Here is a 13,259-nt window from a genome sequence, read left to right on the forward strand (position 1 = left end):
ATAAATGGGGAAAGAGAATATATTATTTGGCTCTGGTGATTTTAGATTGGAACTCAGTAGTTCATCATATGAAGAACTTATTTATCAGAAAATAAAAGAGGCTGGTGATAAAGGAATCCCACAAAGGGATTTAATAAAAAATTTGGGTCTAGATGCACGGGTCGCAAATACAGTTATTAAGAAACTAATTGAACAGAAAAAGATTAAGAAAAAGTCAATTAAAGAAAATGGAAAGAATGTTATAAAACTATTTCCGAACGAAGAAGAAAGAATAGTAATTTATGTGAAATTAGAAAATATAGTTGAAGTACCGTGCTTTACATGTAAAAACTTAAGTAAGTGTGGAAATGGAGGAATTACAACTCCGTCTTCTTGTTCTATTTTGTCTAAATATATCTTAACTAGTGTTTCTGCTGGATAACTTCTTAATACACTCTTTAATCTCATCCAAGTTTTTACTTGTTTTAACTCCTAAAGGATCTAAGTGTGTTCTTGATGCATCGACTAAACAATTAATAACATTATCTCTCCGTGGAACATTAACTCTAGCCAAGGAGGCTAGAAAATCTATTCTATAATAATTTTCGCTATACTTACTTTCATCTTTAATGGTTAATAAAATAGATTTGAGTTTACTAAATGTCTGAAAATAACTAAATTTGTCTAGTTCCGAAATCATATTATTTAAAAACTCATAATCTACTAGTGATTCTTTATACGCTGGACCATAAGTCTGCATAACTAAATTGCAATTCGTACATTTCATTTGCTGCAAATATTCACTTTCAATCCTATATCCACATTTAGGACATTCATAATAATACACGAGCTTCGAAAGTTGCCTATCTACCTTTTTTGCTCCACGTTCCACCTTGAAAATAACCCGGTAATAATAGTCATTATAAAAGGAAAAAACTGGGGTAACAGCCTTTTCAACCACTGCTGCTTCTGTTATTGCCTTAGATATTAGTCCTCTAAGACCTAACTCACGCGAAAAACTCATTTTATTACATATTAGTCCATACTTTCTTCTGGCTGAGGTTTTAGAACTGCACATAAGCGCCGCAAGATCTGTAGCAGTTATAGCAACGTATTGTTTTGATTTCGCTGCACTAAATGAGCTTAACAAAAATGGTGCAGGCGATCCGAAAGGGTCAATATCTACGTAATCTACTTTTATCTCATGTAACAACGAGTTGATGTTATTATTATATATTTTAGCCCTACTTTCTAGATCGTTAATCTTAACATTTTTCTTTATAAGCTCTACTGCATCACTGTCTATATCATTTAATATTATCTCTTCTACACCATTAATTTCTAGACCATACCTTATTCCTCTTACTCCGGTTGCTGAAAGACCATCAATTAAAGATTTAGGCTTAACAACATTAGCAGCTAATACGCTTAAATCTCGATTTAAGATCATTTTAGGATTATAAAATACTGGCGCCCAACTGGGATCAAATTTTCCATCCTTCATATAATCTTTATAGTTAGGAATTAAAATTCTAGCCTTTCCCTCAATTATTTCAACTAGACTCATCTACGACCTTATCTATATCGTTATAAATATACACATTAAAATTCTCCTTTTCATATACCTTAGAGGTTTTAGAAGACTTAGCTATAACTAGCAACTTTGCATTAATTTTAGAGGCTATTTTATTGGCTTCATTAAATTTCTTTAATGAATTAGCTAGTGTATTAACCTCAGTACAAAAGATAAGTTTCTCAGAACCCTTAATTGCAGCCATGTCTATTGCAGTAAAGTTGAATTTCACGGTCTTATAATTGGCATCAGATAATACTCTGTCTAATTTCTCCAATATCTTTACTTCTTCATTATAGTCAGATTGTAACTCCTTTTTCTTTTTTGTATTGCTATCATAATCTTTGATTATATCACCTATAACCTCATCCCCAAAAATCTCAATCAGCTTCTCAGCTACTTCAATAGAAACATATGAGTCCTCTTTCTCGTAATCATAGACAGATATCCTAGATACTCCTAATCTCTGAGATAACTCTCCTAAGCTCATGTTCTTCTCTTCTCTTTTTTCTCTCAATTTCTTAGAATCCACTCTGACAAATATTCCTCCTCTAGTTTTAAGCAAGAATATTTTCTCTCCCCTTAAAGATCTTTCCAGGGTATAGAGATTCATACTGAATACTCCATCTTTTTCAGATACAACATCGTCCTCAATGTTATCATCTATTATTAAAGGAAGGCTTTCGGTTACCTCTGAGATTTTCTTCAGATCAAAGAGAATTCTAAAATTTCTTCTATCACTAGTAGAATTATTTATTTTAAGTACTAGAATTCTTCTTTTATCATTTTGCTCTTCAGTTATTATATCTATTGATTTCTTCTTCTCAGGATAATCTATTATTGAATAATTTATTGTATTCCTACTCAGCAAATTTGCCACATCAGAAATAGTAACCATCCCTGCCTTCCTCTGTTATAATATTTCCTACACTACTTATTGTTATGAATATCAGTGACTTATATTCTTTTATAAGTTTTTCCACATCACCTGTGCTTAAAAAAGTATTTTTGATTTCTTTTTGTAATATAATAGATAAAGACCTCACTTCCCACTGACTTCCACTTACCGCATACTCTCCAGTATTTAAAGTCTTAACAACAATGAATGGCAATTTGACTAAATCCCATAAGTATATAGGAAGAACTTGTGATAATTTTTCAACTTCTAACTTATCAAACCTATGTCTCAAATCTTTACTTTTTAATCTTATGCTGAGTTTGCCGTTCAATGCGTCTTTTAAGGTAACAAATTCATCAGGATAATAAGAAAGTAAGCTTTTGAAGCCAAGATCAAAAACCTTATCTATCATCAGATCACTTATACTTTACTACTATCATGGCGTGGTCTTTATCGTAGGGATCTAATTCAAGAACCTCTCTAATGTCAAAACCAGCATCTTCCAACTTCTTAGCTTCTGCATTATAAATCTCCCTAGGATCTTTGGTAACATCTATGCTTCTTGATTTTATTGCAATCATCATATACCCATTCTTCTTTAGAAAGAATCTAGCATTATACATTGCTATTTCAGTCTCGTTGGGCTGAGCTATATCGACATAAACTATGTCTACATTCTCAACTAATGACTTATAATATTGCGGAAATCTTGCATCTGCAAGAATAGGAAACATATTAGGTCTATACTGAGCAACAAGAAGTAATTCTCTAATTACTCTCGGGGAGAATTCTACACTATATACTTTACCCTGTAATTCAACAATATCTGATATATGGCTCGGAGTTGTTCCAGATGCAGCACCTAAATACAGAATTTTTGAACCCTTCACTATAGGATTATATTTTAGACCTTTAACTATAGCTCCCGCAAGCTTGCTTCTAAATGCATTCCATTCTCTATACTCAACTCCACCATACTTTATTAATCTTTCACCATAAACATTGTGACCAGGTGATAAGTTTTTAGTACATAATCTAGTAGTCCCATCATTAAATATGCATTCATATACATTATCGAATTGCGTCTTTGTAACTTTTTCGATTTCAGACATTTATCTCCTTCCCTCTTTTTTACCTCTTCTCTTATCCTTCTTATTCTTTCTCTCTTTTTTACCTTTCTGTTCCACTTTTTGCTCTTGTTTTCTTGGGGGTGGTTGAGCATACTTTTCTCTTATCTCGTCTATTCTCTTCTTCAATTCTTCATTTAACTTATTACCTATGAATTTTCCGCTGAAGTAGTCCACCCTAGCAGCAATAGCTAATTTAGCTGCCAACGCTCTTGCTATTTTTCCTCTTTGCCATCTGGGTGAGTTATGTATTGCAGGGTATTGGAATATCACACCGTGCTTTGGTGGTCTTCCGCCCTTTCTTAAAGCCCTAAATAAAGCTTTCTCAGCGCCAAGAACTTGTATAGTACTTGCAGGCATCTTTGCTAAATCTTCTAAACTTCCGGCTAAACTTAGAAGCCTGGCACCTAATGTAGGTCCAACCAGCGAAGTAACATTTGGAGCTACTTCACGCATTACTGACTCCGTATAATCAGTAAGCTCTAATCTTTCTTCATATAATTTTAATATGATATCACTTAGCGTCTTAACTGATTTTATGTCTACATCAGTTATATCTGCTCCAATGCTGTTTTTTGCAGCATTCATTATTTTCTCTATTTTTTCTTTGTTTAAACCTATTTCTTCTAAACCAGTATCTGATAAATTATCCCTATGTCCGAATTTGGAAATTATACTCGCATAGAGCCAATGATCCTCAATTAACTTATCAAGTTCAGGAAAATGAATACTATACCATTCTCTTAGTCTCTCTGAAAATAAATTAATAGTTTTATCTATATCGTCTATTGCTCTAATTGCCTGAATTGCTAATAGATCTCTTTTACTTGCCGCACCTCTTAACTTTCTTCTAGTATATTCCATTGATAACTCATAAAGGAAATTGTACAACTCATCCTCTGAATTCACTATTTTCGTTTGAATAGCTACATTTACTAGATTTTCTCTAAATATCTCAGTTCCCATATTACGTATCTCTGAAGAAGCCTTAATACCAAGCTTCTGGAGAGCAGGTACCTCTGCGTCATTTTCCACGACCACTTGATCTGGCTTAAGCTTATTTATAAGTTCAATTGCGCTCGGTAATGGTGTTCCTTTCTCGTTTTCAATTAAAGCTTCAGTAACTTTTCCAATATCTTTACTATTTGGTACAAAATCTATTAATTTTCCGCTCTCGTCATATCCAAACGATCCTATTGCATGTTCCACTAAATATATCTTCATCAATTCTCACTTACTCTATTATTACTTAAGTTTAAATTTTTCCGCTGACTATTAATATATATGCCTTCGCACGGTTCATTAACAAAGGCAGGCAAAGTAAGAAACGCAACACCTAAAATGCAAAAGAAAGAGAAACATAAAGAAGTTCCTAGGGTTAGAAATAGATTAGAGTATGAGAAAAGAGTCTTAAAGTCAGGTCAACAAAGTAGAGCAGTGGCAAGGTAATTTTTTAGTTTGTGTAACTCTCTTTTTATAAATGCCTGAAACTTATTGGGGTAAAGCAAGGGAATTTTTATCCAAACATAACCTCGATGTAGGAGATATTATTGAATTAGAAAAGAATGGAATCCAAGTTAAAGGCATAATAATGCCTACGTACTCTAACAATGACGATATTATCGTTTTGAAGTTAGACAATGGATACAACATAGGAATTTCAGTAAGTAATATACAAAACGTAAAATTGATAGAAAAGAAGAGAAAAGAAGAGAAAAGAAGAGAGGGAGCTGTAAGTACAACTAATAGTGAAGTAATGATAATAAGCACAGGAGGTACTATAGTTAGTAAGATAGAATACGAAACAGGTGCTGTAAGACCTGCACTTACCCCAGATGAGATAATAGAATTTATGCCAGAGATCAAAGAAATAGCGAGAATTGACGCAGAAATCTTGTTCTCGATTCTAAGTGAAAATATGAAACCAGAATACTGGATAAAAATTGCTGAAGAAGCTAAGAAAGCCTTGGATAAAGGGAATAAAGGAGTAGTAATAGCCCACGGTACTGACACAATGGCATATACTTCAGCAGCATTATCATTTAGTTTTAGAAAAATGACCGGACCTATAGTATTAGTAGGATCGCAGAGAAGTAGTGATAGACCTAGTAGTGATTCCTCAATGAACTTACTAACTTCAATCCTTGTTGCAAAGAATGCTCCGTTTGGAGAGGTAGTAGTAAATATGCATGGTGAAAGCTCTGACACTTACACACTTGTTCATAGAGGGGTAAAAGTTAGAAAAATGCATACCAGTCGAAGAGACGCTTTTCAGTCGATAAATGATCTTCCTCTTGCAAAAGTTCATTATATCGACAAGAAAATCGAAATTTTGTCAGATAATTATAGGTCAAAAGAATCAGAAAACACTCTAGATGCTAAATTTGATAATAGAGTCTTTCTATTGAAATATTATCCTGGTCTTTCCCCTGATATGGTTGAACATCTTATTTCAAGTGGAATAAGGGGGATCATTATTGAGGGAACTGGGTTAGGGCATACGTCTTCAGACTTTTATGAAGTGTTTAAAAAGGCCTCAAAGGACGGCGTATTTATAGGTATGACATCACAATGTCTCTTTGGACGAGTTAATATGAATGTTTATACAACAGGAAGATTATTACAGGAAGCAGGTGTTGTACCTCTAGAAGACATGCTACCAGAAACTGCATTAGTAAAGCTAATGTGGACATTAGCACATGAAAATGACCTAGATAGAATTAAAGAGATAATGTTGACTAATTTGGCAGGAGAGATAAATTATATTCATCACTATGAAATGTTCCCAAGGTGGTACCATGACAGAATTAGATTACAGTAAGCTAGGGCTTAAAGTAGGTCTAGAAATACATCAGCAATTAAATACTAATAAAAAACTCTTTTGTGATTGTAGCACTACATTAGATGAAAAGCACCATGGAACTTTACAAAGATATCTAAGACCTTCATTTAGTGAGATAGGAGAAATAGATACTGCAGCCTTATTTGAGTGGCAAAAAGGTAAAAAATACTTATACCAGATACCATTCAACTCTTGTCTAGTGGAAGCTGACGAAGAGCCCCCTCATGGTTTGAATAGAGAAGCGTTAGCTGTAGTGTTAGCAGTTGCAATGTCTCTTGAAAGTAACATAGTAGATGAAATATACGTAATGAGAAAAATTGTTATAGACGGATCAGACACTACTGGATTTCAAAGAACTTCAATAGTAGCCATGGGTGGTCAAGTAATAGTAGAAGGGAAGAAGATAGGAATTCAAACTATTGCACTGGAAGAAGATGCTGCAAGAAAAATATCCGAGAGTGCTAACGAGACCATGTATAGCCTCGATAGGCTTGGTATTCCGCTTATAGAAATTTCCACAGCTCCTGATATAACGACTCCCGAAGAGGCGGAAAAGGTAGCTTTTAGAATTGGACAGTTATTGAGACTAACAGGTAAGGTTAAAAGAGGAATAGGGACAATAAGGCAAGACTTAAATGTTTCAATACAAGGAGGCGTGAAAACTGAAATAAAAGGAGTACAAAGACTTGAATTGATACCTGAAATAATTAAAAATGAAGCAAGAAGACAATATGAGTTACTTAAGATTAAAGATGAATTAGTAAATAAAAGAGGTTTATCTAAGACAATAGTTGAAAACGAGATAAAAGAATTGGAGCTTACACATTTGTTTAGAAACACTAATAGCAAAATAATTAAGAAAGAACTGGAAAAAGGCGGATTAATTTACGGAATTAAATTCAAGGGATTCAAGGGAATATTTGGAAGGGAGTTGATGCCAAACAGAAGGTTCGGAACTGAAATAGCAGATTACGTGAGAGCATTAGCAGAACTTGGCGGAATATTTCACTCTGATGAATTACCAAATTATGGAATAACAAGCGAAGAAGTAGAGAGCGTTAAAAAAGAACTAGGCATAGGAGAGAATGACGGATTTGTATTAGTAATAGGAGATAAAGAAAAACTAAAGGTAGCTATAACAAAAATTAAGGAAAGAGTTTTATATGCTTTCGTTGGTGTACCAAAAGAGACTAGGGTTGCCCTAGATGACGGAACAACTAAATTTATGAGACCTCAGCCAGGCTCGGCAAGAATGTATCCAGAAACTGACATCATTCCAATTAAAATAGATGAAAGTATCTTGAATTTTGCAAAGAGTTTTGTGCCAGAAAACCCTGAGACTAAATTAAGAAAGCTAATAGAAATGGGACTAAGTAAAGAACTTGCAACAGAAATACTAAATAGTCCTAGACTTGATCTTTTTGAGGAGCTTAGCAAAAAATATTCTCCCAAAGTGAGTCCTATCGTAATTGCCACGACATTAGAAAATTATATAAAATATGCCAAAAGTAAAGGTGGAGATATAAGTGTAATAACAGATGAAGTGATAGAGGAAATAATTAATGCATTATATAATGATAAAATAAGCAAAGATTCTATCCAAGAAATTTTAGTAGATTACTCTACTTCTAAGAAGCCAATAAGAAACATTGTAGATAATTATGCCAAAATAACAGATGAAGAATTGAACAGAATCATTGATAAAATATTAGATGAAAATAAAGACATTATAAACCAAAAAGGTGAAAAGGCATTTAATGTAATAATAGGTAAAGTAATGAATGTAGTTAAAGGTAGAGCCGAAGGTAAAAAAGTCGTTGATACATTAAAACTAAAGATGAAGAATTACCCCCGAACCTGAAAAGTGATGAAAAGGCATTTGTCAGATTATTTAGTGATGAGCTTGACCGCATATGAAAATTGATGATTTAATAAAGGTAGCCTCTGATTTTCCCTTCCCTGTTATAGGGGAAATTGAGTTAGATGACGAGATATTAGATTTAGAGCAGTCACCCCAATTAATTTCTTATCTTTCTCCATCAAATATTACATGGAAATATAATGCAGAAATTATAGGGAAGGACGGAAGCGTAATAAAAACTAATGGAAATGAGTTAGATGACAAGAAATTTCTAATTAGAACACCAATACAAAAACGTCAACTAGGTTGGGATTTTATTTTAGATACTAAAAGTATTCAAAAATTATTACTGGATCTTATACCTTGCGAAGAGGGTGAAGGATATTTAAATCCCTCTCCATGGACTAGAAAGGATTGGATTGAAAACAAGAAAATTATAATGGCACCGGGGGAAGTTACAACAACACCTCAGTTTAGAGATCATGAATTAATTAAAGAAGAAAGTGGAACCATTAAGTTAGATAGCAACTTTTACAATCCTAAATATTATTATCTAAATCCATTTATCATATCAAGTAGTTCTTCTGTTGAGGGAAAGTCAAACTTCTTCTCGTTAGAACTGGACAACTGTATCTCTTTCGTTAGCGGAAGTAAGTTAACTATCAGTAACAATATGGGTTCAATAACTGTAAACGCCGATAGTCAGGTTATTATAACGAGAAGTAGAACTTGGAAAGAGAGTAAACCATATGAGATAGTTTGGAACCTTAGAACACCTATAATAAAACTCAATTGTAAACCGAAATATAGAGTAAGCCTTTACAGTATATATCCTTCAGGAATCATACCATTTTGGATTAATTACGACAAAGGTGAGTTAAAATTAGGACTCGTTAACCTAAACAAAGAGCCCATTTTATCAGATTTTAGTCTAGCAGGCAGAATAACTAAAGCTCTAATATTAGATTCTCATGGCAAAGTTACTGATGAATTAGAACCTGAATTTGATAGAGTAAAAATACCAATAAGAAGTTTAGGGATAACATTTGTAAAATTAGAAGTAAAAAAACTATTAGATCCTCTTTTGAGACGGAAAATTATAACCATCTAAGAAGTCCTCAACCATACAATGGGTTAAACTATATCCATTTTTCATAAGCACCTTTTTGCCTTCAGTACAAAGAATACAGTAATACGAGGCAACACCCTCACTCTTTCCATCCTTAACCAACCTATTTACAAAAATATTTATCAAATCCATAAATTCCCTGTCATTTTTTAACAGTTGTTGAATACTAGTACCTCTTTTTTTCTTGATATAATTTTCTATAGCAGCAGGCGTAACTCCTAACAATTCTGATGTTTTATATATAGATATCTTCCTCTCAACTACAAGCTTCTCAGCAATAATAGCCCTTATTGCAGGCAATAACTCCTTTACCGAATACTCGCAAGGTAATGTAATATCCATAATTATCTCCACTATATGTTTAGGATACGCAAAAAATATATAAATACTTAGCTATAAATTAGAGTTCGCAAGTTTTACAACCGCCAGCATAAGTCTCATTAACTTCCACAAATTTCTTCTCCATTCTTAATGAGGATGTTGGAACCATTTGAATTTTCTTCTGTTGCTTTTGTTGCTCTGCTTCTTCTCTTTCCTTCTTTATTCCAAAGTAGATTACTTGTTGTGACTTGCTCCTGTCTCTATAAACTGTTACTCCTTTAATCCCAAGTTTCCAGGCTAGCATGTAAACTTTCTCTACAGTTTCTGGTGGTTCTTCACTCTTCAAGTTTATGGTCTTTGAGGTACCAGAGTCGTTCCATTGCTGCCACATTGCCTGATGTAATACATGGTATTCAGGTGGAACTTCATGAGCTGTCCTAAATAGTTTCTTCATTGTCCTTGGTATAAATGGGTTTTCTGCTACTGTTCCAGTTTCCGCAATCTTTTGTACAACCTCAGGATCATCTAGTTCATATTTTCTAAGATATTCAAGGAAAAGCGGATCTATCTCAATAAATTTGCCAACTGCAACATTTCTAACAAAGGCTAATGCGAAAAGGGGCTCTATAGACGATGATGTACCAGCTATAATTGAAATCGTACCAGTAGGAGCAACTGAAACCACAGTGGAATTCCTTAGACCAAACTTAATCCTCTCCTCCTTCAATAACGAAAAATCTAGCCTATCCACGACTTCCGTTAACTTCTTTACATAATCACTAGGTTTATCTTTAATGTTAGAAACCTCTAACAAACTTCCGAAATCTCTAGCACTCTCCCAAATATCATGATAGTAATATGGGTCATAAGCTGGGAATGAACCCTTCTCCTTAGCTAAATCTATTGAAGTTTTCAATGCGTGATAATAAATAAACTTAGCCAACTGGTAAGAGATGTATAAGGCATCAACACTATCATAAGGTATACCAAGCTTAATCAACATCCTAGCTAATCCCATGACGCCTAAACCAACCTTCCTAGTCTTCTTTGTAGCTTCCTCTATTTGTTTTAATGGATAACGATTAGCATCAATAACATTATCAAGGAAACGAACACCATACTTTATAGCCTCAACCAGCCCATCCCAATCAATACTCATTTTTCCATCTTTTTCAACAACAAACTTCTCAAGACTAATGGACCCTAAATTACAACTCTCCCAGGGTAGTAGTGGTTCCTCGCCACAAGGATTTGTGGCATTTATCTTTCCTATATACCAAACTGGGTGCCTCCTATTTATCTCATCTATAAACAGTAAACCAGGATCTCCACTATCCCATGCTCCCTTAACTATTTCATCAAACAACTGCCTGGCATTTACCCACTGAACAATAGCATTCTCCTTTTCTGCTATAACTAGAGCTTCATCCACTGTAATTATCCTACTCTCGTCTAGATAAACTGAACCGCCCTTCTCCTCTAACTCCTTAAGTATGTATTCCTGCACACTCTCATCGTGCATATAACCCCTTGCATTTGTCATATAATAATCCCAATCTTTGCCGGGTATTCTAGTCTTCCTTGGATTAATTAATGGTACAGCCTCTCCTCTCTCAACTGCATTCATGAAGTAGTCATAAACACCAACCGATATGTTGAAATTCTGCAAATGTGTGTCTCTTAATTCTCCAGTTTTAGCTCTAATGAAATCCTGCACATCAGCGTGCCAAGCATGCATAACACCCATATTTGCACCCCTCCTCTTACCTCCTTGCTTAACCACGTCTGTGGAAACATCAAATATCCTCATAAAGGATACAGGACCAGAAGCAACACCTGCTGTGGAAGCTACAATATCTCCCTTTGGTCTTAGCTCAGAGAAGTCAAAGCCTGTCCCACCACCCTGTTGATGAACCAAAGCCATAGCCCTTAAGGCATCATATATACCATCACCATTTGGAGTAGACATTGCGTCCCTAACAGGTATTACGAAACAGGCTGATAGAATACCTAGTCTAGTACCACTATTCATTAATGCTGGAGTATTAGGTATGAATTTCAGGTTACTCATCATCTCATATAATTTATCCTCAATCTCCTTAACCTGTTTTTCATCCTTACCATAAAGCTTTTCTACATTAGCTATATGCCTAGCAACCCTCCTAAACATCATTTGAGGTGTCTCAATATAACGTAAAGTGTTTGGATCCTTGAGTAAATATCTAGCCTCAAGCACCTTTAGTGCATTATATGAGATTAGAAGATCGCGTGAATCAAACTCCTTCCACTTACCTTTACCATACACATGATTATATATCCTAGCTAAGACATACCGCTTAGCTAAATCCATTAGATTCGGATACTCAAGAGAATGCTCAATTAGATTTCTTTCTACAATATCAGCTAAAGCTCTAGTATCAATTGCGTTTTCCTTAGAATTTTGTAGAACATCTTGGAGAATTCCATCCATAACAACTTCTGGTAGTGAACCTAATTTAGAGAACACTTTTTCAGCTTTAAATTGCTCATAACCACCATTACGCTTCAATACTTTAATTTTAGCTACTGAAGTTACTATAGTTAGTCTCTGCATTTATTATCATTATTTACTTAGCTTAAACCCATATTTTTGGTTATGTATCTTGAATTCTGGTAACACCAAAGAATAGGCAAAACTGTTAGCGTGAATTATGAAATACTATTTAAAATATACTTATATTTTTAAGGGAGTAAAATATTAGCGAGGAAAATATAGTGATCATCAAATTTTTCAAAAGAGATAATGATGATAGGACAGTAAGCGTTTCAGACGACTATGGAGAATGGTTAATTATAAGAAGAGATAAGCAAATGATAACCGTGAAAAAAATTATAGATAAAACATTGAAAAAATTAAAGATTAAAAATGGAAATATAGGTTTTATTGAAGCATCTAAAGACGAAAATTTCAAAGACCTAGTGTCCTTTAAGGCTATGATATCATTTCAGGAACAAATAAAAGATGTAGACTTCTTTAAAACATTTAAGGAAATAGCAGCAGACAGATTAACTTTAGGTGAAATGAGAGTAAGTAAATTAAGATTATGCAGTACAACATTTCTATTTCTAAATCTAAGTACTATAATTAGAGAGACTGATAATGAAGAAAATAATGTAAAACTACTCTTCCCGCCCAAAGGTGTTTATTCAGCTGAAATACCTTATGCATTAGTTGACCTATTCTCTAAAATAATCGAAAGAAATGCGATCTCCTCTTGTAATCCATCATCAGTAACAGTAAACGGTGAAACTTTTGAAAGCGTATTCCTATGTAAGGGGGTAAAAGGAAGACTAGACGAAATAAAGGATGCTTTTACATATTTTTCTTATGAGGAACCAATCATTAATCTTAAGAATTCTGGAAATAGAATTGAATTAAATGTCACGATTAAGAAGTTTAAAAGTAAATACCTCATCCCCCTGCTATGGAACAATATAGTAATATCTCATATTACATGCTGATAAAAGTTATTAATACATAAACAAGATT

Annotated in this window: 13 protein-coding genes; 6 read left to right on the forward strand and 7 right to left on the reverse strand. The window is 33.9% G+C overall.

Features of this window, described 5'->3' with window-relative positions; translation table 11 throughout:
• Nucleotides 1-4: 4 nt before the first annotated feature.
• Nucleotides 5-421, forward strand: a complete 417-nt coding sequence (locus SACI_RS06415; protein WP_011278179.1) for a hypothetical protein — start codon at nt 5-7, stop codon at nt 419-421.
• Here the strand turns inward: SACI_RS06415 and SACI_RS06420 are convergent.
• Genes SACI_RS06420 through SACI_RS06440 form a run of 5 tightly spaced genes read right to left on the reverse strand, consistent with a single transcriptional unit; the run spans nt 398 to nt 4,801 of the window.
• Nucleotides 398-1,546: a tRNA (guanine(26)-N(2))-dimethyltransferase gene (locus SACI_RS06420; protein ID WP_011278180.1), complete on the reverse strand. Its 1,149-nt coding sequence runs from the start codon at nt 1,544-1,546 to the stop codon at nt 398-400. The genes SACI_RS06415 and SACI_RS06420 overlap by 24 nt on opposite strands.
• Complete coding sequence (locus SACI_RS06425) at nt 1,533-2,450, reverse strand: helix-turn-helix domain-containing protein (protein ID WP_011278181.1); 918 nt, start codon at nt 2,448-2,450, stop codon at nt 1,533-1,535. Before SACI_RS06425 ends, SACI_RS06420 begins: the two co-directional genes overlap by 14 nt.
• Nucleotides 2,434-2,862 (reverse strand): DUF61 family protein, encoded by a 429-nt coding sequence (locus tag SACI_RS06430; protein WP_011278182.1) that lies wholly within the window; start codon nt 2,860-2,862, stop codon nt 2,434-2,436. The genes SACI_RS06425 and SACI_RS06430 overlap by 17 nt, the downstream gene beginning before the upstream one ends.
• 4 nt (nt 2,863-2,866) lie before the next feature.
• Complete coding sequence (locus SACI_RS06435) at nt 2,867-3,562, reverse strand: fibrillarin-like rRNA/tRNA 2'-O-methyltransferase (protein ID WP_011278183.1); 696 nt, start codon at nt 3,560-3,562, stop codon at nt 2,867-2,869.
• Nucleotides 3,563-4,801: a hypothetical protein gene (locus tag SACI_RS06440; protein ID WP_011278184.1), complete on the reverse strand. Its 1,239-nt coding sequence runs from the start codon at nt 4,799-4,801 to the stop codon at nt 3,563-3,565.
• A 60-nt stretch (nt 4,802-4,861) separates the two neighbouring features.
• Between SACI_RS06440 and SACI_RS06445 the strand changes: the two genes are divergently transcribed.
• The 4 genes from SACI_RS06445 to SACI_RS06460 are packed head-to-tail and all read left to right on the forward strand — an operon-like array spanning nt 4,862 to nt 9,391.
• The gene (locus SACI_RS06445) at nt 4,862-5,026 is read left to right on the forward strand and encodes a 30S ribosomal protein S30e (RefSeq protein ID WP_011278185.1); all 165 of its coding nucleotides are present in this window, start codon (nt 4,862-4,864) and stop codon (nt 5,024-5,026) included.
• Nucleotides 5,027-5,057: 31 nt separating this feature from the next.
• Complete coding sequence (gene gatD / locus SACI_RS06450) at nt 5,058-6,398, forward strand: Glu-tRNA(Gln) amidotransferase subunit GatD (RefSeq protein ID WP_011278186.1); 1,341 nt, start codon at nt 5,058-5,060, stop codon at nt 6,396-6,398.
• Nucleotides 6,376-8,280: a Glu-tRNA(Gln) amidotransferase subunit GatE gene (gene gatE, locus SACI_RS06455; protein WP_015385605.1), complete on the forward strand. Its 1,905-nt coding sequence runs from the start codon at nt 6,376-6,378 to the stop codon at nt 8,278-8,280. The genes gatD and gatE overlap by 23 nt, the downstream gene beginning before the upstream one ends.
• Before the next feature lie 52 nt (nt 8,281-8,332).
• Nucleotides 8,333-9,391 (forward strand): hypothetical protein, encoded by a 1,059-nt coding sequence (locus SACI_RS06460; protein ID WP_011278188.1) that lies wholly within the window; start codon nt 8,333-8,335, stop codon nt 9,389-9,391.
• Here SACI_RS06460 and SACI_RS06465 read toward each other — a convergent pair.
• Together SACI_RS06465 and SACI_RS06470 are read right to left on the reverse strand one after the other, a co-directional pair.
• Nucleotides 9,353-9,751 carry a transcriptional regulator gene (locus tag SACI_RS06465; protein WP_011278189.1) on the reverse strand — a complete coding sequence of 133 codons (399 nt, stop codon included), beginning with the start codon at nt 9,749-9,751 and terminating at the stop codon, nt 9,353-9,355. The two genes, SACI_RS06460 and SACI_RS06465, sit on opposite strands and share 39 nt — an antisense overlap.
• A gap of 58 nt (nt 9,752-9,809) precedes the next feature.
• Entirely contained in the window at nt 9,810-12,323 is a 2,514-nt protein-coding gene (locus SACI_RS06470; RefSeq protein ID WP_011278190.1) for an adenosylcobalamin-dependent ribonucleoside-diphosphate reductase, read from the reverse strand.
• A 161-nt stretch (nt 12,324-12,484) separates the two neighbouring features.
• Here SACI_RS06470 and SACI_RS06475 point away from each other — a divergent pair, with 161 nt between their 5' ends.
• Nucleotides 12,485-13,231: a hypothetical protein gene (locus SACI_RS06475; RefSeq protein ID WP_011278191.1), complete on the forward strand. Its 747-nt coding sequence runs from the start codon at nt 12,485-12,487 to the stop codon at nt 13,229-13,231.
• Nucleotides 13,232-13,259: the final 28 nt, after the last annotated feature.

The sequence above is a fragment of the Sulfolobus acidocaldarius DSM 639 genome (assembly GCF_000012285.1).
GTDB lineage: Archaea > Thermoproteota > Thermoprotei_A > Sulfolobales > Sulfolobaceae > Sulfolobus > Sulfolobus acidocaldarius.

What these genes read in the sequence shown, in the direction of transcription:
- SACI_RS06415 (WP_011278179.1), top strand. Translation starts at nt 5, where the DNA reads ATGGGGAAAGAGAATATATTATTTGGCTCTGGTGATTTTAGATTGGAA.
- gatD (WP_011278186.1), top strand. Translation starts at nt 5,058, where the DNA reads ATGCCTGAAACTTATTGGGGTAAAGCAAGGGAATTTTTATCCAAACAT.
- SACI_RS06420 (WP_011278180.1), bottom strand. Translation starts at nt 1,546, where the DNA reads ATGAGTCTAGTTGAAATAATTGAGGGAAAGGCTAGAATTTTAATTCCT.
- SACI_RS06425 (WP_011278181.1), bottom strand. Translation starts at nt 2,450, where the DNA reads ATGGTTACTATTTCTGATGTGGCAAATTTGCTGAGTAGGAATACAATA.
- SACI_RS06460 (WP_011278188.1), top strand. Translation starts at nt 8,333, where the DNA reads ATGAAAATTGATGATTTAATAAAGGTAGCCTCTGATTTTCCCTTCCCT.
- SACI_RS06445 (WP_011278185.1), top strand. Translation starts at nt 4,862, where the DNA reads ATGCCTTCGCACGGTTCATTAACAAAGGCAGGCAAAGTAAGAAACGCA.
- SACI_RS06430 (WP_011278182.1), bottom strand. Translation starts at nt 2,862, where the DNA reads ATGATAGATAAGGTTTTTGATCTTGGCTTCAAAAGCTTACTTTCTTAT.
- SACI_RS06435 (WP_011278183.1), bottom strand. Translation starts at nt 3,562, where the DNA reads ATGTCTGAAATCGAAAAAGTTACAAAGACGCAATTCGATAATGTATAT.
- SACI_RS06470 (WP_011278190.1), bottom strand. Translation starts at nt 12,323, where the DNA reads ATGCAGAGACTAACTATAGTAACTTCAGTAGCTAAAATTAAAGTATTG.
- SACI_RS06440 (WP_011278184.1), bottom strand. Translation starts at nt 4,801, where the DNA reads ATGAAGATATATTTAGTGGAACATGCAATAGGATCGTTTGGATATGAC.
- SACI_RS06465 (WP_011278189.1), bottom strand. Translation starts at nt 9,751, where the DNA reads ATGGATATTACATTACCTTGCGAGTATTCGGTAAAGGAGTTATTGCCT.
- gatE (WP_015385605.1), top strand. Translation starts at nt 6,376, where the DNA reads ATGACAGAATTAGATTACAGTAAGCTAGGGCTTAAAGTAGGTCTAGAA.